This window comes from Neisseria sp. Ec49-e6-T10 (assembly GCF_051132615.1).
Classification (GTDB): domain Bacteria; phylum Pseudomonadota; class Gammaproteobacteria; order Burkholderiales; family Neisseriaceae.
The window spans coordinates 2,321,164-2,346,049 of the sequence record NZ_CP152375.1; the positions used below are offsets into that span (position 1 = coordinate 2,321,164).

The window sequence follows — 24,886 nt, forward strand, 5'->3', positions numbered from 1 at the left end:
TTTATTAAAATACATCAGGCTGAACTTTTTAATGTAAGTTCAGCTTTTTTTTATGGCTTATATGGCTTATTTAAATTAATATAAAGTCTTTATTGTGGTTTTTAGCCATTATTTGTTTATAAAAAATATATTTTTGAGTCACAAAATTTAATTTCAGGAGTAGATATGTCCACTTTACGTGCAATAGGATTAGTTGCTGCGTTGTCTTTGGCAGTAGCTGCTTGTAATAAGGAAAATAATGATCCACAAGGTACAGTAGCCAATAATGGTTCTGCTGATAATGGCACGATTGTGGTCAAAATCGGTACAGCTAACCCATTAACTGGCCCATTTGGTGGTTGGGGGCAAGACAGTGCTTATGGCGTGCAGCTGGCTGTAGATGAAGCCAATGCTGAAAATATCGTCTGGGAAGGTAAAAAAGTTCAATTCCAACTTTTATCAGAGGATGATCAAGCAGACCCTAAAACAGCCACACAAGTGGCTCAGCGTTTTGTTGATAAAGGCGTTTCAGGAGTCATTGGTCATTTGACTTCAGGGGCTGCGATTCCAGCTTCATTAATTTATATTGAAAATAATATTCCTGTTATTGCTTCATCTGTCACTAGCCCAAGTTTTACTGAAGGTGGCAAAAAAAATGTATACCGTATTATTGCTAACGATAGCCAGCAAGGTGAGGCATTGGCAAAATATGCGATTGAAAAATTAGGCATCAAAACGTTTGCTATCATTCATGATAAAACAGCCTATGGCGAAGGTTTAGCCAATGATTTTGCGAAAAAAATGCAAGAAGGTGGGGCTCAGAAAGTAGGCGAAGAATTCACCAATACTTCAGCCACTGAGTTTGGTGCCATTGTCACTGCAATTAAAGTTAAAAATCCTGATTTGATTTTCTATGGTGGTATGGATCCACAAGCTGCGCCATTAATTAAAGAGCTACGCCGTCAAGGTGTACCTGCTAAATTTATGGGGGCAGATGGCATTAAAACCGAAAAATTCCTTGAGTTAGCAGGGGAGGCTGCCATTGGTACTTTTGCCTCAACAACCAGCGCACCAGTAGAAAATATGCCTCAATTTGATCAATTTAAAGAAAAATACAAAGCAACATTTAAACAAGATATTGTTGCTTATGCCCCTTATGCTTATGATGCAGCTAAAACATTAATTGATGCAATGAAACGCGCAAAAAGTAGTGACCCTGATGTGTATGGCCCAGAAATTGCCAAAACAAAAATGCAGGGGATTACGGGTGAAATAGAATTTATGCCTTCTGGTGATATTAAAGACCCAATGGTGACTTTATATGAGTATAAAGATGGTGGTTGGGTTTTGGTAAAGTAAAATAACACCGTATCTATTTTTAAACCACGCTCACGAGCGTGGTTTTTTGTATGAGAGAAATTTCTTTTATTGATTTTAGCTTTATAGAAAAATTTTTATATCAACAACAGTCATCATATTGTCACATAAAGGTTATATAATAAAAATTATTTAATGCCTGTTTCTTTTTATGAAAAGTATATTGATTGTCGAAGACGAGCTGGCCATACAAGAAATGTTGCTTTTGTTTTTAAAGCAGCAAGGTTTTCAAGTCTTATTGGCTTCTGATTACGATAGCGCATTATTATTACTTGAAACCCAACAATTGCCAGATTTGATTTTACTGGATTGGATGTTACCAGGTGGTTCTGGTATTAATTTGTTAAAACAAATCAAAGCCCATAAAGCAACAGAATCTATCCCCGTGATTATGTTAACCGCTAGAAGTGAAGAAGATAATAAGGTGATAGGTTTAGAGGCTGGCGCAGAAGACTATATGATTAAGCCGTTTTCACTAAAAGAGCTATTGGCTCGAATTAAGGTGGTGTTTAGGCGTAATCAAAATGAACAGTCTGCATTATCAACAAAAACAATGAATATAGAAGGTATTTGTATTGATATTGATGCTCATAGAGTGTTTATCAATGAAGAGTCTGTACAAATTGGGCGGATGGAATATAAACTGCTGGTGTTTTTGATGACCCATATGGAAAGAGTATTCAGTCGTTCACAATTACTTGATCATGTATGGGGAACAGATGCTTATTTAGATGAACGCACCGTTGATGTAGTGGTTGGTCGTTTACGCAAAATATTAGAACCTACTGGTCATGGTAAATTATTACAAACTGTGCGTGGCGAAGGTTATCGTTTTTCATGTCATTAATTATTATATCTTGCTAGGAATGGGTGAATGCTTGGTACCCTGACATATAAGCGTTTATTGGTTGAATTAAGTGTCACAGCTGCCATTGCAGTTGTTTTGTCGTTGTTATTTGGTCACTTTTTATTGTTTTTATTTTTGGTGACTTTAGGGTTGTTGTGCTGGCATTATTATTATCTGGTTAAATTATCTCATTGGATATGGAATGAAAACACACTGTTTCCACCAGAGGTTAGGGGTAATTGGTTACCCATATTTCATGGTTTACGTTTGATGCGTAAACGTCAAAGAGAACAACGTAATCAATTAAGCTTATTATTAAAACAGTTTAGGCAAGGTGCAGAATCGGTACCTGATGGCATTATATTGTGTAAAAGAGAAGGTCATTTGGTTTGGTGTAATCAACTGGCTCAGGATTTACTTGGCTTAAAATGGCCAAAAGACAACCAGCAATCTATCCTAAACCTGATTCGTCTGCCTGAGTTTGTGGCTTACTTTAAAAGTGATCAGTTTGAGCAACCCGCTACTTTTTTTATTAATCAAAAAAGATATGTGGAATTTAGAATTGTCTATCCTTATGTTGCGGATACATTGCTTATTGTTGCCAGAGATGTGACAGAATATCGTAAAAATGAGTCGATGCGTCAGGATTTTTTTGCCAATGTCAGCCATGAATTACGTATACCCTTAACTGTGTTACAAGGGTATATAGAACTATTGTCACAAGATGTAATGCAAGAGACAACAGAATACACCGCTTTAGAATCTATGCAGGAACAAGTTTCTCGATTGAATAATCTGGTTGCACAATTGACTACGCTTGCCCGTATAGAAGCAATGGTTAAAGTAGATTTTAATACAGAAATTAATGTTCAACAGTTTATGAACAGTATACAAAAAGAAGCAGAAGCTTTTTTACAAAAAGGGCAAACCTTAAACATCACCATTGACCCAACATTGCATATTTATGCAGATGAGTCGCAATTACGTAGCGCCATTACCAATTTATTGTTTAATGCAATAGAACATACACCAAGCAATAGTAGCATCACATTAAACTGGCAAAAAAATGACAAAGGTGAGGCTGTGTTGTCTGTTTGTGATAGTGGGCAGGGCATTGCACCTGAGCATATTATGCGCTTAACTGAGCGTTTTTATCGTGTTGACTCTTCCCGTTCAAGGAAAACAGGTGGGTCAGGTTTAGGTTTGGCTATAGTCAAACATGCATTAAATAATCATGACAGTGTTTTAGAAATCAAAAGTACCTTAGGTCAAGGCAGTTGTTTTCAGTTTACCTTAAAAGGAAAATGGATAGGTCAGTAAAACCTATCCATCTATTTTTTGTGCACAGTGATTCAGTCGTCTAGTTTATCTTCTAGAATGGCTCCTTCGTTCAACAGAGCAGATAAATCAATATCACTACGATAACGCACATCTTCACCTTTGATAAAATAAACAATAAATTCGCAAATATTTTGGCATCTATCCCCAATACGTTCTAATGAACGCGCACAAGATAACGCGGTTAAAATATTAGGGATAGAGCGAGGGTCTTCCATCATGTAGGTCATTAATTGTCGGACGACTGCTTCGTATTCCTGATCTACCTTATTGTCTTCATCATAAATACGGATAGCTTCGGCTAAATCCATACGGGCAAAAGCATTAAGTATATCATGTAACATATGAATAGAACGTTTGGCTAAGGATTCCAGATTAACCAGTAAAGCTTGGTGTTCCTGTGAAAAACGCTCTAAAGCTGTTTTACAGATTTTTCGAGCAACGTCTCCAATTCGTTCTAACTCAGAAATGGTTTTAATGATCACAATTAATAAGCGTAAATCACTGGCTGTTGGTTGCCGTTTGGCGATAATACGTATACAAAACTCATTAATTTCAACCTCCATTTGGTTGACTTTTTTATCCTGCTTAATGATTTGTTTGGCCAAAACGCCATCTCTGTTGTTCATGGCTTTAATGGCATCGTTTAATTGTTGCTCAACCATGCCGCCCATGGTCATGACTTGATTCATGGCTTGTTCTAACTCAGCATTAAATTGAGCAGAGATGTGTTGATTAATATTCAATTTTTCCATAGATAGCATCCTGTTCTTAGCCATAACGACCAGTAATATAATCTTCAGTACGTTTATTTTTCGGTTTGGTAAAAATTTGATTGGTGTCGTCAAATTCAATCAAATCACCTAGATACATAAATGCGGTTTTATCTGAACAACGAGCCGCTTGTTGCATATTATGTGTCACAATCACAATGGTGTAATCAGATTTGAGTTCATGAATCAATTCTTCAATCCGTCCTGTTGAAATTGGGTCTAGAGCAGAGCAAGGTTCGTCTAATAGCAAGACTTCTGGATGAATGGCAATGGCTCTGGCAATACTTAAACGTTGTTGTTGCCCACCAGATAAACTATAACCACTTTCTTTTAGTTTATCTTTGGTTTCATCCCATAAAGCAGCTTTAGTTAATGCCCATTCTATGCGTTCTTCCAAATCTACTCGGGATAATTTTTCAAATAGTTTAACCCCAAAAGCAATATTGTCATAAATAGACATGGGAAAAGGTGTGGGTTTTTGAAAAACCATGCCTACTTTTGCCCTAAGTAATGCTGTATCAATATGGCTATCTAGGATGTTTTCATTATCCAGCAGGATTTCCCCTTCAGCATATTGCTCGGGATAAAGTTGGTACATTTTGTTGAATGTACGTAATAAAGTAGATTTGCCACAACCTGAAGGGCCAATAAAAGCCGTTACTTCATTTGCTGTGATATCAAGAGAAATATTTTTTAAAGCATGAAATTTTTTATAATAAAAATTCAGGTTATTTACTTTAATTTTACTGTTAGGTACATTAAGCTCAGTCATATCAGCCTTGTTTTTTAGTAGAAAAGAAAGTTCTTGCAATAATATTCAATAATAGAATACATACTGTAATCAGTAATACACCAGCCCAAGCCAGTTTTTGCCAATACTCAAATGGGCTCATGGCAAACTTAAAAATAGTCACAGGTAAGTTAGCAATTGGTTCTGCCAAATCCACACTCCAAAATTGATTGGATAAGGCAGTAAATAATAAAGGAGCCGTTTCGCCTGCAATACGGGCAATAGCCAGTAAGATACCCGTCATAATGCCAGACAAAGACGCTTTTAATGTGATGCGTAAAATTGTTTTCCATTTTGGTGTACCTAAGGCATAAGCTGCTTCACGCAAAGTATTGGGTACCAAAAGCAGCATATTTTCTGTGGTACGTACCACAATAGGAATTTGAATTAAAGCCAAGGCAACAATACCTGCCCATCCTGAAAAATGACCTATTCTTGCAACAATAACACTGTACACAAATAAACCAATCACAATAGATGGGGCAGACAGCAGAATATCATTAATAAAACGCACAGCAGAGGCCAGTATTGATCTTTTACCATATTCTGCTAAATAAATACCTGCTAATACGCCTAAAGGTGTGCCAATAATGGTTGCCCATAAAATCAATAAACCACTCCCTGCAATGGCATTGAGTAAGCCTCCTTCATCACTATTAGGGGGAGGGGTCATTTCAGTAAATAAAGAAAGTGATAACCCATTGATGCCTTTTGAAAAAGTTGAATATAAAATCCATAAAAGCCAAAATAAACCAAAAAGCATGGTAAAAACAGATAAAGCCAAAGCAATATAATTTTTAAATCGTCTTTGTTTCTGTTTCTTTTGTTTAATGGTTTGGTTCACTGCTTGTATTTGTGTGCTCATCATGCCGCCCCTTTATATTTACTGGTTTTGGCAATCATCATTTTGGATAAAGCCAACACAATAAAAGTAATCACAAATAAAATCAGTCCAAGTTCCATTAAGGCTGCTGTATGTAGACCAGCATCTGCTTCTGCAAATTCATTGGCTAAAGAAGAGGTAATGCTGTTGCCTGGCGCAAATAGTGAAAGATTCGTGAATTGGTAAGTATTGCCAATGACAAAAGTAACGGCCATTGTTTCACCTAAAGCACGCCCAAGACCCAGCATAATGCCACCTAATACCCCTGTTTTGGTAAAAGGCAATACCACGTGCCAAATCACTTCCCATGTGGTTGCACCTAAGCCATATGCAGACTCCTTCATCATTTTTGGTGTTTGTTCAAAGACGTCTCGCATTACCGATGCAATATATGGAATCACCATAATTGCTAAAATAATGCCAGCAGTTAAAATACCAATACCAAAACTTGGGCCTTCAAACAGTGTTTTAAGTATAGGGATATTTTCTGAAAAACGTTCCAATGGTTCTTGAAAGTACTGTGCAAATAAAGGTGCAAAGACAAATAATCCCCACATACCATAAACAATGCTGGGTATAGCAGCCAATAGCTCAATTGCAATACCTAAAGGGCGCTTTAGCCAATTAGGCGCAAGCTCTGTTAAAAACAAGGCAATACCAAAACTAACTGGTACAGCAATCATCAGTGCGATGGCGGATGTCACCAATGTGCCATATATGGGGATTAATGCCCCAAATGTTTCAGCAGGCGGGTTCCATTCTTTTTGCCATAAAAATCCCCAGCCAAAAGTTTGAATACTCGGCAAGGCAGAAATAATCAGTGAAATAATAATACTGACCAGTAAAAGCAACACTGTAAAAGCGGCTCCTTTTACCAGCCAAGCAAAAGCAGTATCCCAAAAAGAATAATGCGGTTTAAAGTGAGTTTTTGTTTTATTCATAAGGTTAAGGGTAAACAGGTTGACCTTGAGTATCTTTAATTTGAGTTTTCCATGCAGTATGAATTTTTTCAATTACCGTATTTGGCAGTGGGGCATAATCTAATTCTTTAGCCATTGCAGAACCGTGTTCAGAAAAAGTCCAATTAAAGAAATCTAAAGTTTGTTTTGCCTTTGCTGCATCTTTTTGTACGGTATGAATCAAAATAAAGGTTGTAGACGAAATTGGCCAAGCATTTTTACCTTTTCGATAAGTTAAATCTTGAGCAAAACTGTTTTCCCAATCGGCTTCTATTGCAGAGGCATTAAACGCATCCACACTTGGGCTCAGTATTTCTCCATCAGCAGAGCGTAACTTGGTATAAGCTAAGTTATTTTGCTTTGCATAGGCATATTCAACATAGCCAATAGAGCCTGATAATCTTTGTACAAAAGCGGTCACACCATCATTACCTTTTCCACCAACACCTACAGGCCAATTAACAGTAGAACCTGAACCCACTTGGTTTTTCCATATTTCACTGGTTTTTGCCAAATAGTTAGTAAAAACAAAAGACGTACCAGAACCATCTGCTCGACGCACTACAGCAATGTTTTGATCTGGCAAATTCAAATCAGGGTTTAATTTCTTAATGGCTTCATCATTCCATTTTTTGATTTTGCCTAAATAAATATCAGCAATGATTGAACCATCTAATACCAGTTGGTTACTTTTAATGCCTTCAATGTTTACAGCTAATACAATGCCACCAATTACAGTTGGAAATTGAAACAGCTTTTCTTCTTTGAGTCTCTTGTCGTCTAAAGGCGCATCGGATGCGCCAAAATCCACAGTATTGGCCACAATTTGTTTGACCCCGCCAGAAGAACCAATTCCCTGATAATTGATTCTGTTTGCTGTGTCTTTAAAGTAGCTATCAGCCCACTTTGTATAAATAGGAGCAGGAAAGGTTGCTCCTGCACCTGTTAAATTAGCGCCATGTGTTGCTTCTTTATTGGCTGTTTCTGAAACATCAGATTGTTGCTTAGCTTGATCACAACCTGCCAGTAAAACAGTGGCACAAGCCATGATGCTCAAAGCTTTTATTGCCGTTTGTGTAAGTAGCATATGTTATTTCCTAAATAAAAAGCATTAAAAAATCAAAAGACTAAGGTGTTTTTCTAATTTGAAGAGTCATTAACTCATCAAATTTAATGGTTATGTTATGTCAAAAATGTGACAGTTTTTTGACAAAATTATATTTTATTATTTCTTTAATATTAATCATAAGTAAAAATTATTGTAACTATGGTAACAATTGTAAATTATTGTTCCGTATGATGAAATATTTATTTCTTTAAATTAAGTTATTGTTTTGACGGTTTTAAAAATAAAAATAAATCTTTTTTGAATAAAATAATATAATTTTTATCATCAAATATATGTTCTAGAATATTTAATTGTTTGTTACAATAATATTATAAAAAAGGACAATTGAGTTATCTACTTTAGAAATTTTTTTTGTTTTTTTGTTAAAAAATAAGAATAAAAACAATTGTATATTTTTAATTTATAGTGGTTGTGAGCTTATCTGGAAAAGCTATAACGGTTTTTGTTATGACATTATTTTATATTATCGGTATATTTAGATATGTAATTTGCAAGTAAGCTGAAAATGTAATTTTTTTATAATTGTTTAAAAATAATTAATATTTTTTTATATAAAAAATATTAATTGATTTGCTGTAACTACAAAAAAATAACAAAAATAGTTATTTAATAAATTTTGTCATTAGATATTGTTAAAAGAGCAGAATGAATCTAAAACACCCATTTGAACAAAAACGAACACCAGTAAACACAGCTAATGTTTGCAAGGATGGTTTTTTTATGCAAAATAAATTTTTTTATAAGCGATTATTAATGGCGTTATTAAAATCAGCTCGTCAAGGTCTTAAAGGACTTTCTGCTGCCTTGTTAGTGAGCATAATGATATTGAGTGCTGCTCATACTTGGGCGTTAGAGTTTAACTGCAACACTGTCTATAGTGGCAATGCGTCAAACCTTTATCGCGCGGTTGTTCATGAGCCAGGGCAATCAGCTTCTTTTCCCTTCAGTTTGGTTGGTGCAACTACTGGAGCAGATTCAACAACCACAGGGTTAGGCTATATTGATGGGATTGACGTGGCTACTGGCATTCCAAAAGGGCCATTAACCATGAGTATGTGGTCTTATGCTTATGGAAATTCATTTTATACAACAGAATCTAATGCCAGTGCGACAACAATGGTACGCGTGCCAGGTTCTGGAAATTTAGATCCTTCTCCACGTACTGATTGGCCAGGTGGTGCTGTTTACCCGAAAACAGGAGAGTTGTATCAAGTTGGTGGGTTAAATACAAACATGAACACCAATACCTATTTTCGTGTGGTTAATCCAAAAACTGGTGTGGTGGTTGAAGTAGGGCGGCCAACTCTTGTTGGTGGTGGTGCTTTGCCACAGACCACTTTAATGTCAGATATGGCCATTGATGCTGAGGGTGCAGCTTATGTTATTCTTAGAGGAAGTGGAAGTGGTAATCATGTTTTAGTAAAGGTAGATCGTAGTAAGGGCTGGCAGTACTCTAAAATGTTAACTATTACTGGTTTAGGGGCTCGTGATGTCCATGGAATGGCGTTTTTAAATGGTACACTTTATGTCTCAACAGGTGATGTCATTCTATGGAGTATTGATGTTTTTACTGGCCAAACAACTAGAATTGGTACTTTACCTTCGACTTCAAGTTTTGATTTGGCCAGTTGTCAAACTGCACCAGTCATTAAGGGAACTGTTTTTCATGATGTTAATGGCCAAGGAAACCCTTCTGCTCAGGGGGTTGAGGGAGTCACAGTTGAAATCTATAAAGATGAGGCTGGTGTTGTTACCTTAAAAGGTGAAACGACAACAGATGCTGATGGAAGCTATTCTTTTATTACCAATGAGCCCACTGCAACTTATTATATTAGGTTAAAAAGACCACAAATTGCTGGTGTTAATGCTGCTCAAACATGGGCTAATGCTGGAAACGATGGTTATAACACTATTACATCTTATTGTACAGATGGTCAAAGAGATGCTATTGAGACTAATGTTTCTGGAGTGTGTAGGGGGGCACGTGTTGGTACTGATGGCGACTCTTCCGGAAGTGTGGGTACAGATTTATTGGGTCAAGGGCAAACTTTCTCTAAAGTGGTGACCACTACAGACCTTGCTGTTCCAGAGGTGAATTTTGCGATAACTACTGCTACAGATTATGGCGATGCTCCATCTGCTTTTGGCACATTAAAAGGTGCGGGACCCGCACATGTGGATATTGCCAAACTATTGTATATGGGTGCAGAAGTCAGTACAGAACCTGATGGGCAACCAAGTACTCAAGCTGATTTAGATACTTATGATGATGGTGTTCAAGTTAATATTAATGGAACATATGTAAATTTACAGGATGTCGTATTAACAGTTGGTCGTAAATATACCTTTAAAGTACAGACTAATGGGGATGCCCATGCTAGAGGATATTTAAATGCTTGGGTTAGCTGGAATAATTCTGGCCCGCAAATGAGTTTTGTGCAGCAAATTGCCACGAACCTTAACTCAAACACTGGTGAAATAACTTTTGATTATACTGTGCCATCTGGCTCAGCATCACAACCTATTTCTTCGGCATATTTTCGTTTTCGGTTTAGCTCAGAGCAAAATTTAACCGCAACGGGAGCTGGTTCTTATTGGGTAAACGATGGAGAAGTAGAAGACTACCGTGTTCAGGTTGTTACAGGGCAATTGCTTCTTTCTGCTAAATCAATTGGTGGTGTTAATACTTTTAATCAAATCTTAACCAATATATCTGGTGTTTCGCCTTCTGCGACAACACAACAGTTAGTAACAACAGCAGACAATACTGTTGTTTCTCAAGATCCACAAATACCTCATGCTTTTGCAAGTATGGGCACACCTGTAACCATTAGTACTACCTTAGCGACAGGTTGGTCAGTATCGGAGGTCAGCTGTGTTAATTTAGCGGCAGCTGACCCAACTACTAAACTGACCACAACCATTACTAATAATGTTGTGTCAATTGATCCTGTACATATAACAGAAGGGGCGGAAATTTCATGTGAATTAACGTATACCAATGGCGCATTATTAAAATTAATCAAATCTGTTGCAAGTAGAGCCCATGGTGATGATCAATTTACCGTTCAAATCAAAGATGAGCAAGCAACTGTATTAGAAAGTGCCGTAACGACTGGAACAGGCACAACCGCACAAACACAAAGTTATACTGCTTCGGTGGGTAAAATATATACCTTTGATGAAGAAATGGTCGCTGGCAGTAAAACTGCATTAAATCGTTATAATTCAGCCATTACATGTATCAATAATAATGCAAGCAGTAGTACAGTTTTACCTTCTGGAGCAGGGCAGTCATTCACAATTACCCCAAGTTATGGAGATGATGTTACCTGTACTCTAACAAATACTGCTATTCCAGCAGATCCAACTAAATCTGAAATAAAAGCCGATCCTGTTACGATTACTGCTGATGGTTTGAGCACATCTACCATTACTGTTCAATTAAAAGATGCCAGTGGAAACAATTTAACAACAGGTGGAGATACTGTTCTTTTAAACATCAGCAGTGATACAGGAACACCTGCCGGTACGCTCGGTACGGTTGCAGATAATGGGGATGGTACTTATACAGCAACATTGACATCTCCCACTAAAGTTGGTGTAGATTCAATTGCATATACTGTTAATACAATTGCAGGTAGTGGTACAGCAAAAGTTTCTTATTTAGCTGGCATGGTTGATGTCAGTAAATCAACCATACAGATTGATAAGAACATAATTACAGCCAATAACACAGATACAGCGTTGGTAACCATATCATTATTCGATGCACATGATAATCCTGTTAGTGGTGAAACAGTTACATCAAGCTTAAGTAATAATCTAGGTAATTTATCCAATATCTCTGATAAAGGGGATGGTACTTATACTGCTACTTTAACCTCAACAAAAGCAGGCACTGAGGTAATCAGTTATTCTGTTGATGGTGTAGGTGCGCCTGGGACACAGTCAATTACATACCAAGCAGGTTCAATTGATTTTGATAAGTCTAAAATTGAAACTGATAAAACAGAAATCATTGTCAATACTTTAGAGTCAGCGACAGTAACCGTAACATTGGTGGATGCTTATGATAATCCCATTATAGGAAAAACAGTAACTTTATCATTAAGTAATGGTTTAGGCGCCATGAGTTTAGTTTCAGATCATGGAGATGGTACATATACAGCAGGAATCAATGCGGATTTTTTAGGAAGCGACATAGTTTCTTATACGGTTGATGGTGTTACTGGTAAAGATACTGTTACGATTAATTACATTGCAGGGCCAGTCGATATAAGTAAGTCTAAAATAGAAATCGATAAACCCTCAATAGTTGCCGATGGATCAGAAATTGCAACTGTTAAAGTATCGTTATTTGATGCATATGATAATCCCGTTAGCGGTGAAACCGTCACATTAAGTCTAAGTAACAGTTTAGGTAATTTGTCTAATATTACTGATAAAGGGGATGGTACTTATACGGCTACTTTAACTTCAATAAAAGCAGGTAGTGATGAAATTAGCTACTTTGTGTCTGGAACTTCAGCACCAGGTACAGTCAACATTACCTATACAGCAGGAGATGTAGACTTAACGCATACTAATACCAACATTGATGTAACTCCAAGCAGCATTGTTGCAGATGGCACAACAGAAGCAACCGTCACCATTACCTTATCGGATGCCAATGGCAATCCCGTATCAGGCGAGGCAGCGAAATTAGCCATCAGCCTAAGTGGTTCATTGGGTACATTGGGTAACATCACAGAAGCAGGTAATGGTGTGTACACAGCGAAGCTGACGTCTACAACAGCCGGCAGTGAGACAGTAGGGTTCAGTTATGATGGCACAGTAGCGACAGGTAAAACTGCCCCGATTACCTATACAGCAGGGGATGTTGATTTAGGTCATGGCAATACGACACTAAATGTTAGCCCAAGCAGCATTGTTGCAGATGGCACAACAGAAGCAACCGTCACCATTACCTTATCGGATGCCAATGGCAATCCCGTATCAGGCGAGGCGAGTAAATTAGCCATCAGCCTAAGTGGTTCATTGGGTAGCTTAAGCAGCATTACAGATGTAGGTAATGGTGTGTACACAGCGAAGCTGACGTCTACAACAGCCGGTAGTGAGACAGTAGGGTTCAGCTACGATGGCACAGTGGCCACAGGTAAAACTGCCCCGATTACCTATACAGCAGGGGATGTCGATTTAGGTCATGGCAATACGACACTAAATGTCAGCCCAAGCAGCATTGTTGCAGATGGCACAACAGAAGCAACCGTCACCATTACCTTATCGGATGCCAATGGCAATCCCGTATCAGGTGAGGCGAGTAAATTAGCCATCAGCCTAAGTGGTTCATTGGGTAGCTTAAGCAGCATCACAGATGTAGGTAATGGTGTGTACACAGCGAAGCTGACGTCTACAACAGCAGGTAGTGAGACAGTAGGGTTCAGCTACGATGGCACAGTAGCGACAGGTAAAACCGCCCCGATTACCTATACAGCAGGGGATGTTGATTTAGGTCATGCGAGCACAAGTATTGCAGTTAATCCAAGCAGCATTGTTGCGGATGGCACAACAGAAGCAACCGTCACCATCACCTTATCGGATGCCAATGGCAATCCCGTATCAGGCGAGGCGAGTAAGTTAGTGATCAGCCTAAGTGGTTCATTGGGTACATTGGGTAACATCACAGATGTAGGCAATGGTGTGTACACAGCGAAGCTGACGTCTACAACAGCCGGCAGTGAGACAGTAGGGTTCAGCTATGATGGCACAGTAGCGACAGGTAAAACTGCCCCGATTACCTATACAGCAGGGGATGTTGATTTAGGTCATGGCAATACGACAATTAATGTCAGCCCAAGCAGCATTGTTGCAGATGGCACAACAGAAGCAACCGTCACCATCACCTTATCGGATGCCAATGGCAACCCAGTATCAGGTGAGGCGAGTAAATTAGCCATCAGCCTAAGTGGTTCATTGGGTAGCTTAAGCAGCATCACAGATGTAGGTAATGGTGTGTACACAGCGAAGCTGACGTCTACAACAGCCGGCAGTGAGACAGTAGGGTTCAGCTATGATGGCACAGTGGCCACAGGTAAAACTGCACCGATCACCTATACAGCAGGGGATGTTGATTTAGGTCATGGCAATACGACACTAAATGTTAGCCCAAGCAGCATTGTTGCAGATGGCACAACAGAAGCAACCGTCACCATCACCTTATCGGATGCCAATGGCAATCCCGTATCAGGTGAGGCAGCGAAATTAGCGATTAGCCTAAGTGGCTCATTGGGTACATTGGGTAACATCACAGAAGCAGGCAATGGTGTGTACACAGCGAAGCTGACGTCTACAACAGCCGGTAGTGAGACAGTAGGGTTCAGCTATGATGGTACAGTAGCGACAGGTAAAACCGCCCCAATCACCTATACAGCAGGGGATGTTGATTTAGGTCATGCGAGCACAAGTATTGCAGTTAATCCAAGCAGCATTGTTGCAGATGGCACAACAGAAGCAACCGTCACCATTACCTTATCGGATGCCAATGGCAATCCCGTATCAGGCGAGGCCAGTAAATTAGCCATCAGCCTAAGTGGCTCATTGGGTAGCTTAAGCAGCATCACAGATGTAGGCAATGGTGTGTACACAGCGAAGCTGACGTCTACAACAGCCGGCAGTGAGACAGTAGGGTTCAGCTACGATGGCACAGTAGCGACAGGTAAAACTGCCCCAATCACCTATACAGCAGGGGATGTTGATTTAGGTCATGGCAATACGACACTAAATGTCAGCCCAAGCAGCATTGTTGCAGATGGCACAACAGAAGCAACCGTCACCATCACCTTATCGGATGCCAATGGCAATCCCGTATCAGGCGAGGCAGCAAAATTAGCCATCAGCCTAAGTGGTTCATTGGGTACATTGGGTAACATCACAGAAGCAGGTAATGGTGTGTACACAGCGAAGCTGACGTCTACAACAGCCGGCAGTGAGACAGTAGGGTTCAGCTATGATGGCACAGTAGCGACAGGTAAAACCGCCTCGATCACCTATACAGCAGGGGATGTTGATTTAGGTCATGCGAGCACAAGTATTGCAGTTAATCCAAGCAGCATTGTTGCGGATGGCACAACAGAAGCAACCGTCACCATTACCTTATCGGATGCCAATGGCAATCCCGTATCAGGTGAGGCAGCGAAATTAGCCATCAGCCTAAGTGGCTCATTGGGTAGCTTAAGCAGCATCACAGATGTAGGTAATGGTGTGTACACAGCGAAGCTGACTTCTACAACAGCAGGTAGTGAGACAGTAGGGTTCAGCTATGATGGCACAGTAGCGACAGGTAAAACTGCCCCGATTACCTATACAGCAGGAGATGTTGATTTAGGTCATGCGAGCACAAGTATTGCAGTTAATCCAAGCAGCATTGTTGCGGATGGCACAACAGAAGCAACCGTCACCATTACCTTATCGGATGCCAATGGCAACCCAGTATCAGGTGAGGCAGCGAAATTAGCCATCAGCCTAAGTGGTTCATTGGGTACATTGGGTAACATCACAGATGTAGGCAATGGTGTATACACAGCGAAGCTGACTTCTACAACAGCTGGTAGTGAGACAGTAGGGTTCAGCTACGATGGCACAGTGGCGACAGGTAAAACTGCCCCAATCACCTATACAGCAGGGGATGTTGATTTAGGTCATGGCAACACGACACTAAATGTCAGCCCAAGCAGCATTGTTGCAGATGGCACAACAGAAGCAACCGTCACCATTACCTTATCGGATGCCCATGGCAATCCCGTATCAGGTGAGGCAGCGAAATTAGCCATCAGCCTAAGTGGCTCATTGGGTAGCTTAAGCAGCATCACAGATGTAGGTAATGGTGTGTACACAGCGAAGCTGACGTCTACAACAGCCGGCAGTGAGACAGTAGGGTTCAGCTATGATGGCACAGTGGCTACAGGTAAAACTGCCCCAATTACCTATACAGCAGGGGATGTTGATTTAGGTCATGCGAGCACAAGTATTGCAGTGAATCCAAGCAGCATTGTTGCAGATGGCACAACAGAAGCAACCGTCACCATTACCTTATCGGATGCCAATGGCAACCCAGTATCAGGCGAGGCAGCGAAATTAGCCATCAGCCTAAGTGGTTCATTGGGTACATTGGGTAACATCACAGATGTAGGCAATGGTGTGTACACAGCGAAGCTGACGTCTACAACAGCCGGCAGTGAGACAGTAGGGTTCAGCTATGATGGCACAGTAGCGACAGGTAAAACCGCCCCGATCACCTATACAGCAGGGGATGTTGATTTAGGTAATAGCAACACGACACTAAATGTTAGCCCAAGCAGCATTGTTGCAGATGGCACAACAGAAGCAACCGTCACCATTACCTTATCGGATGCCAATGGCAATCCCGTATCAGGTGAGGCGAGTAAATTAGCCATCAGCCTAAGTGGCTCATTGGGTAGCTTAAGCAGCATCACAGATGTAGGTAATGGTGTGTACACAGCGAAGCTGACGTCTACAACAGCCGGTAGTGAGACAGTAGGGTTCAGCTATGATGGCACAGTAGCGACAGGTAAAACTGCCCCAATCACCTATACAGCAGGGGATGTTGATTTAGGTAATAGCAACACGACACTAAATGTTAGCCCAAGCAGCATTGTTGCAGATGGCACAACAGAAGCAACCGTCACCATCACCTTATCGGATGCCAATGGCAATCCCGTATCAGGCGAGGCGAGTAAATTAGCCATCAGCCTAAGTGGCTCATTGGGTAGCTTAAGCAGCATCACAGATGTAGGTAATGGTGTGTACACAGCGAAGCTGACGTCTACAACAGCCGGCAGTGAGACGGTTGGATTTAGCTACGATGGCACAGTAGCGACAGGTAAAACTGCCCCGATCACCTATACAGCAGGCGATGTTGATTTAGGTCATGCAGGAACCACCATTAGTGTGAGTCCAAACAATATTGCGGCAGATGGCACAACAGAAGCAACCGTCACCATCACCTTATCGGATGCCAATGGCAATCCCGTATCAGGTGAGGCCAGTAAATTAGCGATTAGCCTAAGCAATAGTTTAGGAGATATTCAGGGAATAATCTCAGAATCAACTGTTGGTGTGTATACAGTAAAGCTGACTTCTACGAAAGCTGGAAGTGAAGTTATAGGGTTTAGCTATGATAATACTGTTGCTACAGGTAAAACCGCAAATATTACTTATATGGTAGGGCCTGTTGATTTTACAAAAACAAAAATTGAAGCCAGTAAATTATCAATTACTGCCGATGGGATAGAGTTTTCAGAAATTAAGGTTTCATTATTTGATGCATATAATAATCCGATCAGTGGTGAAACAGTTACATTAAGTCTAAGTAATAGTTTAGGTAGTATAGGTTCAATTACAGATGGAGGGAATGGTACCTATACAGCAAAGCTAACCTCAATTAAAGCAGGTAATGATAATGTTGGTTATGCTGTTGGTGGAACAGCAGGTTCGCAAACAGTTAATGTGGGTTATGTAGCAGGGGATGTTGATTTAGGTCATGGCAATACGACACTAAATGTCAGCCCAAGCAGCATTGTTGCAGATGGCACAACAGAAGCAACCGTCACCATTACCTTATCGGATGCCAATGGCAATCCCGTATCAGGCGAGGCAGCGAAATTAGCCATCAGCCTAAGTGGTTCATTGGGTACATTGGGTAACATCACAGAAGCAGGTAATGGTGTGTACACAGCGAAGCTGACGTCTACAACAGCCGGCAGTGAGACAGTAGGGTTCAGCTATGATGGCACAGTAGCGACAGGTAAAACTGCCCCGATTACCTATACAGCAGGGGATGTTGATTTAGGTCATGGCAATACGACACTAAATGTCAGCCCAAGCAGCATTGTTGCAGATGGCACGACAGAAGCAACCGTCACCATCACCTTATCGGATGCCAATGGCAATCCCGTATCAGGCGAGGCAGCGAAATTAGCGATTAGCCTAAGTGGTTCATTGGGTACATTGGGTAACATCACAGAAGCAGGTAATGGTGTGTACACAGCGAAGCTGACGTCTACAACAGCCGGTAGTGAGACAGTAGGGTTCAGCTATGATGGCACAGTAGCGACAGGTAAAACTGCCCCGATTACCTATACAGCAGGGGATGTTGATTTAGGTCATGGCAACACGACACTAAATGTCAGCCCAAGCAGCATTGTTGCAGATGGCACAACAGAAGCAACCGTCACCATTACCTTATCGGATGCCAATGGCAATCCCGTATCAGGCGAGGCCAGTAAATTAGCCATCAGCCTAAGTGGTTCATTGGGTAGCTTAAGCAGCATCACAGATGTAGGTAATGGTGTGTACACAGCGAAGCTGACTTCTACAACAGCAGGTAGTGAGACAGTAGGGTTCAGCTACGATGGCACAGTAGCGACAGGTAAAACTGCCCCGATTACCTATACAGCAGGGGATGTCGATTTAGGTCATGGCAATACGACAATTAATGTCAGCCCAAGCAGCATTGTTGCAGATGGCACAACAGAAGCAACCGTCACCATCACCTTATCGGATGCCAATGGCAATCCCGTATCAGGTGAGGCCAGTAAATTAGCGATTAGCCTAAGCAATAGTTTAGGAGATATTCAGGGAATAATCTCAGAATCAACTGTTGGTGTGTATACAGTAAAGCTGACTTCTACAACAGCCGGCAGTGAGACAGTAGGGTTCAGCTATGATGGCACAGTGGCCACAGGTAAAACCGCCCCAATTACCTATACAGCAGGGGATGTCGATTTAGGTCATGCGAGCACAAGTATTGCAGTTAATCCAAGCAGCATTGTTGCGGATGGCACAACAGAAGCAACCGTCACCATCACCTTATCGGATGCCAATGGCAATCCCGTATCAGGCGAGGCGAGTAAGTTAGTGATCAGCCTAAGTGGTTCATTGGGTACATTGGGTAACATCACAGATGTAGGCAATGGTGTGTACACAGCGAAGCTGACGTCTACAACAGCCGGCAGTGAGACAGTAGGGTTCAGCTATGATGGCACAGTAGCGACAGGTAAAACTGCCCCGATTACCTATACAGCAGGGGATGTTGATTTAGGTCATGGCAATACGACAATTAATGTCAGCCCAAGCAGCATTGTTGCAGATGGCACAACAGAAGCAACCGTCACCATCACCTTATCGGATGCCAATGGTAATCCCGTATCAGGTGAGGCAGCGAAATTAGCCATCAGCCTAAGTGGCTCATTGGGTAGCTTAAGCAGCATCACAGATGTAGGTAATGGTGTGTACACAGCGAAGCTGACGTCTACAACAGCCGGCAGTGAGACAGTAGGGTTCAGCTATGATGGCACAGTAGCGACAGGTAAAACTGCCCCGATTACCTATACAGCAGGAGATGTTGATTTAGGTCATGCGAGCACAAGTATTGCAGTGAATCCAAGCAGCATTGTTGCAGATGGCACAACAGAAGCAACCGTCACCATTACCTTATCGGATGCCAATGGCAATCCCGTATCAGGCGAGGCCAGTAAATTAGCCATCAGCCTAAGTGGCTCATTGGGCAGCTTAAGCAGCATCACAGATGTAGGCAATGGTGTGTACACAGCGAAGCTGACGTCTACAATAGCCGGCAGTGAGACAGTAGGGTTCAGCTATGATGGCACAGTAGCGACAGGTAAAACCGCCCCGATTACCTATACAGCAGGGGATGTTGATTTAGGTCATGGCAACACGACACTAAATGTCAGCCCAAGCAGCATTGTTGCAGATGGCACAACAGAAGCAACCGTCACCATTACCTTATCGGATGCCAATGGCAATCCCGTATCAGGCGAGGCCAGTAAATTAGCCATCAGCCTAAGTGGTTCATTGGGTAGCTTAAGCAGCATCACAGATGTAGGTAATGGTGTGTACACAGCGAAGCTGACGTCTACAACAGCAGGTAGTGAGACAGTAGGGTTCAGCTACGATGGCACAGTAGCGACAGGTAAAACTGCCCCGATTACCTATACAGCAGGGGATGTCGATTTAGGTCATGGCAATACGACAATTAATGTCAGCCCAAGCAGCATTGTTGCAGATGGCACAACAGAAGCAACCGTCACCATCACCTTATCGGATGCCAATGGCAATCCCGTATCAGGTGAGGCGAGTAAATTAGCCATCAGCCTAAGTGGCTCATTGGGTAGCTTAAGCAGCATCACAGATGTAGGTAATGGTGTGTACACAGCGAAGCTGACGTCTACAACAGCCGGTAGTGAGACAGTAGGGTTCAGCTACGATGGCACAGTGGCCACAGGTAAAACCGCCTCGATCACCTATACAGCAGGGGATGTTGATTTAGGTCATGCGAGCACAAGTATTGCAGTTAATCCAAGCAGCATTGTTGCGGATGGCACAACAGAAGCAACCGTCACCATTACCTTATCGGATGCCCATGGCAATCCCGTATCAGGTGAGGCAGCGAAATTAGCGATTAGCCTAAGTGGTGGTTTAGGTAGCTTAAGCAGCATCACAGATGTAGGTAATGGTGTGTACACAGCGAAGCTGACGTCTACAACAGCCGGTAGTGAGACAGTAGGGTTCAGCTATGATGGCACAGTGGCCACAGGTAAAACTGCCCCAATCACCTATACAGCAGGGGATGTTGATTTAGGTCATGGCAACACGACACTAAATGTCAGCCCAAGCAGCATTGTTGCAGATGGCACAACAGAAGCAACCGTCACCATTACCTTATCGGATGCCCATGGCAATCCCGTATCAGGTGAGGCAAGTAAATTAGCCATCAGCCTAAGTGGCTCATTGGGTAGCTTAAGCAGCATCACAGATGTAGGTAATGGTGTGTACACAGCGAAGCTGACTTCTACAACAGCCGGTAGTGAGACAGTAGGGTTCAGCTATGATGGCACAGTAGCGACAGGTAAAACTGCCCCAATCACCTATACAGCAGGGGATGTTGATTTAGGTCATGGCAACACGACACTAAATGTTAGCCCAAGCAGCATTGTTGCAGATGGCACAACAGAAGCAACCGTCACCATTACCTTATCGGATGCCAATGGTAATCCCGTATCAGGTGAGGCGAGTAAATTAGCGATTAGCCTAAGTGGCTCATTGGGTAGCTTAAGCAGCATCACAGATGTAGGTAATGGTGTGTACACAGCGAAGCTGACGTCTACAACAGCCGGTAGTGAGACAGTAGGGTTCAGCTACGATGGCACAGTAGCGACAGGTAAAACTGCCCCGATTACCTATACAGCAGGAGATGTTGATTTAGGTCATGCGAGCACAAGTATTGCAGTGAATCCAAGCAGCATTGTTGCAGATGGCACAACAGAAGCAACCGTCACCATTACCTTATCGGATGCCAATGGCAATCCCGTATCAGGCGAGGCCAGTAAATTAGCCATCAGCCTAAGTGGCTCATTGGGCAGCTTAAGCAGCATCACAGATGTAGGCAATGGTGTGTACACAGCGAAGCTGACGTCTACAATAGCCGGCAGTGAGACAGTAGGGTTCAGCTATGATGGCACAGTAGCGACAGGTAAAACCGCCCCGATTACCTATACAGCAGGGGATGTTGATTTAGGTCATGGCAACACGACACTAAATGTCAGCCCAAGCAGCATTGTTGCAGATGGCACAACAGAAGCAACCGTCACCATTACCTTATCGGATGCCAATGGCAATCCCGTATCAGGCGAGGCCAGTAAATTAGCCATCAGCCTAAGTGGTTCATTGGGTAGCTTAAGCAGCATCACAGATGTAGGTAATGGTGTGTACACAGCGAAGCTGACGTCTACAACAGCAGGTAGTGAGACAGTAGGGTTCAGCTACGATGGCACAGTAGCGACAGGTAAAACCGCCCCGATTACCTATACAGCAGGGGATGTTGATTTAGGTCATGGCAATACGACACTAAATGTTAGCCCAAGCAGCATTGTTGCAGATGGTTCAACAGAAGCAACCGTCACCATCACCTTATCGGATGCCAATGGCAATCCCGTATCAGGCGAGGCGAGTAAATTAGCGATTAGCCTAAGTGGTGGTTTAGGTAGCTTAAGCAGCATTACAGATGTAGGTAATGGTGTGTACACAGCGAAGCTGACTTCTACAACAGCCGGCAGTGAGACAGTAGGGTTCAGCTACGATGGCACAGTAGCGACAGGTAAAACCGCCTCGATCACCTATACAGCAGGGGATGTTGATTTAGGTCATGCGAGCACAAGTATTGCAGTGAATCCAAGCAGCATTGTTGCAGATGGCACAACAGAAGCAACCGTCACCATTACCTTATCGGATGCCAATGGCAATCCCATATCAGGCGAGGCAGCGAAATTAGCCATCAGCCTAAGTGGTGGTTTAGGTAGCTTAAGCAGCATTACAGATGTAGGTAATGGTGTGTACACAGCGAAGCTGACTTCTACAGCAGCTGGCAGTGAGACAGTAGGGTTCAGCTATAATGGTACAGTGGCTACAGGTAAAACCGACACAGTTACTTACACAGCAGGAGCACCAGATGCTAATAGTTCAGTTATTAGTGCTAATCCAATCAGTATTACAGCAGATGGTACAAGTACATCTACTATTACCGTACAGTTAAAAGACACACATGGTAATAATTTAACAACAGGTGGTGCGAATGTAACCATGACAGTTGACTCTGGTACTTTAAGTAGTGTTGTGGATAATGGTAATGGTACCTATACCGCGACATTAACTTCTTCAACTACAGTTGGCACTGGAACAGTTGGCTTTACAGTCAGTGGTGTAACCAGCAGCAATAAGGCAATCGTTACCTATACTGTTGGTGCACCAGATGCTAATAGCTCAGTTATTAGTGCGAACCCAACGAGTATCACTGCGGATGGTGTCAGTACGTCTATTATTACCGTGCAGCTAAAAGACATTGCGGGTAATAATTTAACAACAAGTGGTGGCATTGTAACGATGCTGGTTGACTCTGGTACTTTAAGTAGTGTTGTGGATAATGGAGATGGTACCTATACCGCAACATTAACTTCCCCAACTACAGTTGGAGTGGGAACAGTGAGTTTTGCACTGGAGGGGATAACAAGTGCGAATACAGCAATTGTAAATTATGTTGTTGGTGCTGCAAATGCCAGTGAGTCAGTTATCAGTGCCAGTCCAACCAGTATTACAGCAGATGGAGTGAGCACATCAATTATTACATTACAGTTAAGGGATTCTGTGGGTAATGATCTAACAACAGGTGGTGATACTGTTGCGATGAATGTTGTGACCATGAGTAGAAGTGCAACAGCAGTATTATCAGCTGTAACAGATAACGGTGATGGTACTTATACTGCAACTTTAACTGCACCAACTATTGTAGGTAGTGCAGATGTAAGCTATACCATAAATAGTGCAGATGGTAAAAATAAAGCATCTGTTGCCTTTACTGCAGGTGCTGCAAGTACACAGTACACATCTATTATTTCTGCTCAAGATACACTTGAAGCTGATGGTGTATCAACTACTGTTATTACCGTACAGTTGAAAGATGCCTTTGGCAATATCATTACTACTGGTGGTGAAAATATCACCATGAGTTTAAATGGTACAGGTGCCTTAAGCAGTGTTGTAGATAATGGAGATGGTACCTATACAGCTGTCTTGACCGCTCCTACAGCAGAAGGAAGTGGCACTATCAGTTATGCAATAAATGGTGTAGTTGGTACGCAGACGGTTACCGTGCAATATGTCAGCGATGCATCATTGCGTATTGTGTTAACCGCTTCTGTAAAAGAAGCAAAAATAGGTGATTTAATACGTTATACAGCGACAGTAACCAATACAGGCACTTCTACCGCAAAAGATTTCTCTGTATTGAATACTTTACCTGCAGGCTTAAGTTATGTTGATGGTTCTGCAACAACCAGTTCATCGGATGCTTTGGGTATTATTGGTAATAGTCCGTTAAATTTAAGCGGTTTAAATCTTGCCCCAGGTACAGAGCTAAAACTAACTTATATTTTACGAGTTGGTGCAGGCGTTCGCCCAGGGACATTTACTACTGTTGCTGAGGCATATTCTCATACCAATAAATCACTTTCAAACCGTGCTTCTGCCGATGTTGTGATTACGAATAAGGATCCAATGTTAGATGATAGTTTAATTTTGGGTACCGTATATTACGACATAAATGCTAATGGTATGCAGGATGAAGGTGAACCTGGTATTCCCGGTGTCAGAATTGCAAGTGTAGAAGGTTTGATTATTGAAACAGATCAATATGGACGTTATCACTTAGAAGATGTATTAGGTGGGTCGTGGGATAGAGGGCGTAATTTTATCTTAAAAGTAGATCCATCATCTTTACCTAAGGATTCTACCTTTACGACAGAAAATCCGTTGGTTCGTCGAATTACTCCAGGTATACCTGTGCGTTTTGATTTTGGTGTCAAATTACCAAACGATTTGATTAATGGCCAAAAGCCATTGGTCTTGGAGTTAAGCGATAAGATATTTGAATCGGGTAAAGCCACTATTGTTGCTGAAAATGAGCAATCAATAGAACAAATGGCTAAGTTAATCCATGAAAATAAGATTAAAGCAATCGTAATAGAAACAAAAGTAGGAGAATCATTGGCACAAAAACGTATTGAATTGTTAAGAAAACAATTGATGAAACTACTTGGAGAAACTGAAGGCTTATCTTTGATTATATTGAATATAGAGCCAACTACAGGGCAAAGTAACAATGTGGACTTTGATAAGAGTGTTTTTCAGATCAGTGATCAGGTTGAAAGCAAGTGAAA

General features: G+C 41.6%; 9 protein-coding genes. 4 read left to right on the forward strand and 5 right to left on the reverse strand.

The genetic code is table 11. The features are described 5' to 3' along the window. The first annotated feature begins 165 nt into the window (after nucleotides 1-165). From AADH04_RS11660 to phoR, 3 genes are all read left to right on the forward strand, one after another. Nucleotides 166-1,338: a branched-chain amino acid ABC transporter substrate-binding protein gene (locus tag AADH04_RS11660; RefSeq protein WP_434777449.1), complete on the forward strand. Its 1,173-nt coding sequence runs from the start codon at nucleotides 166-168 to the stop codon at nucleotides 1,336-1,338. Nucleotides 1,339-1,507: 169 nt separating this feature from the next. Beyond that, the gene (gene phoB, locus AADH04_RS11665) at nucleotides 1,508-2,203 is read left to right on the forward strand and encodes a phosphate regulon transcriptional regulator PhoB (RefSeq protein ID WP_434777450.1); all 696 of its coding nucleotides are present in this window, start codon (nucleotides 1,508-1,510) and stop codon (nucleotides 2,201-2,203) included. A 27-nt stretch (nucleotides 2,204-2,230) separates the two neighbouring features. After that, the gene (gene phoR / locus AADH04_RS11670) at nucleotides 2,231-3,523 is read left to right on the forward strand and encodes a phosphate regulon sensor histidine kinase PhoR (RefSeq protein WP_434777451.1); all 1,293 of its coding nucleotides are present in this window, start codon (nucleotides 2,231-2,233) and stop codon (nucleotides 3,521-3,523) included. Nucleotides 3,524-3,555: 32 nt separating this feature from the next. Here phoR and phoU read toward each other — a convergent pair whose 3' ends face one another. Genes phoU through pstS form a run of 5 tightly spaced genes read right to left on the reverse strand, consistent with a single transcriptional unit; the run spans nucleotide 3,556 to nucleotide 8,033 of the window. Continuing rightward, entirely contained in the window at nucleotides 3,556-4,296 is a 741-nt protein-coding gene (gene phoU / locus AADH04_RS11675) for a phosphate signaling complex protein PhoU (RefSeq protein ID WP_434777452.1), read from the reverse strand. A 16-nt stretch (nucleotides 4,297-4,312) separates the two neighbouring features. Then, on the reverse strand, nucleotides 4,313-5,086 hold the full coding sequence (gene pstB, locus AADH04_RS11680; RefSeq protein WP_434777453.1) for a phosphate ABC transporter ATP-binding protein PstB: 774 nt from the start codon (nucleotides 5,084-5,086) through the stop codon (nucleotides 4,313-4,315). A 1-nt stretch (nucleotide 5,087) separates the two neighbouring features. Next, complete coding sequence (gene pstA / locus AADH04_RS11685) at nucleotides 5,088-5,972, reverse strand: phosphate ABC transporter permease PstA (protein WP_434777454.1); 885 nt, start codon at nucleotides 5,970-5,972, stop codon at nucleotides 5,088-5,090. Further along, nucleotides 5,969-6,928, reverse strand: a complete 960-nt coding sequence (pstC, locus tag AADH04_RS11690) for a phosphate ABC transporter permease PstC (RefSeq protein WP_434777455.1) — start codon at nucleotides 6,926-6,928, stop codon at nucleotides 5,969-5,971. Before pstC ends, pstA begins: the two co-directional genes overlap by 4 nt. A 4-nt stretch (nucleotides 6,929-6,932) precedes the next feature. Further along, the gene (gene pstS / locus AADH04_RS11695) at nucleotides 6,933-8,033 is read right to left on the reverse strand and encodes a phosphate ABC transporter substrate-binding protein PstS (protein WP_434777456.1); all 1,101 of its coding nucleotides are present in this window, start codon (nucleotides 8,031-8,033) and stop codon (nucleotides 6,933-6,935) included. 762 nt (nucleotides 8,034-8,795) lie between these two features. On the opposite strand from pstS, the gene AADH04_RS11700 reads away from it, so the two are divergent. Next, nucleotides 8,796-24,884, forward strand: coding sequence for an invasin domain 3-containing protein (locus tag AADH04_RS11700; RefSeq protein WP_434777457.1), 16,089 nt, complete (start codon nucleotides 8,796-8,798; stop codon nucleotides 24,882-24,884). The last annotated feature ends 2 nt before the right edge of the window (nucleotides 24,885-24,886 follow it).

Bases quoted from the DNA above. Each gene is read 5' to 3' on its own strand.
- AADH04_RS11660 (WP_434777449.1), top strand. From the start codon at position 166: ATGTCCACTTTACGTGCAATAGGATTAGTTGCTGCGTTGTCTTTGGCA.
- phoB (WP_434777450.1), top strand. From the start codon at position 1,508: ATGAAAAGTATATTGATTGTCGAAGACGAGCTGGCCATACAAGAAATG.
- phoR (WP_434777451.1), top strand. From the start codon at position 2,231: ATGCTTGGTACCCTGACATATAAGCGTTTATTGGTTGAATTAAGTGTC.
- phoU (WP_434777452.1), bottom strand. From the start codon at position 4,296: ATGGAAAAATTGAATATTAATCAACACATCTCTGCTCAATTTAATGCT.
- pstB (WP_434777453.1), bottom strand. From the start codon at position 5,086: ATGACTGAGCTTAATGTACCTAACAGTAAAATTAAAGTAAATAACCTG.
- pstA (WP_434777454.1), bottom strand. From the start codon at position 5,972: ATGATGAGCACACAAATACAAGCAGTGAACCAAACCATTAAACAAAAG.
- pstC (WP_434777455.1), bottom strand. From the start codon at position 6,928: ATGAATAAAACAAAAACTCACTTTAAACCGCATTATTCTTTTTGGGAT.
- pstS (WP_434777456.1), bottom strand. From the start codon at position 8,033: ATGCTACTTACACAAACGGCAATAAAAGCTTTGAGCATCATGGCTTGT.
- AADH04_RS11700 (WP_434777457.1), top strand. From the start codon at position 8,796: ATGCAAAATAAATTTTTTTATAAGCGATTATTAATGGCGTTATTAAAA.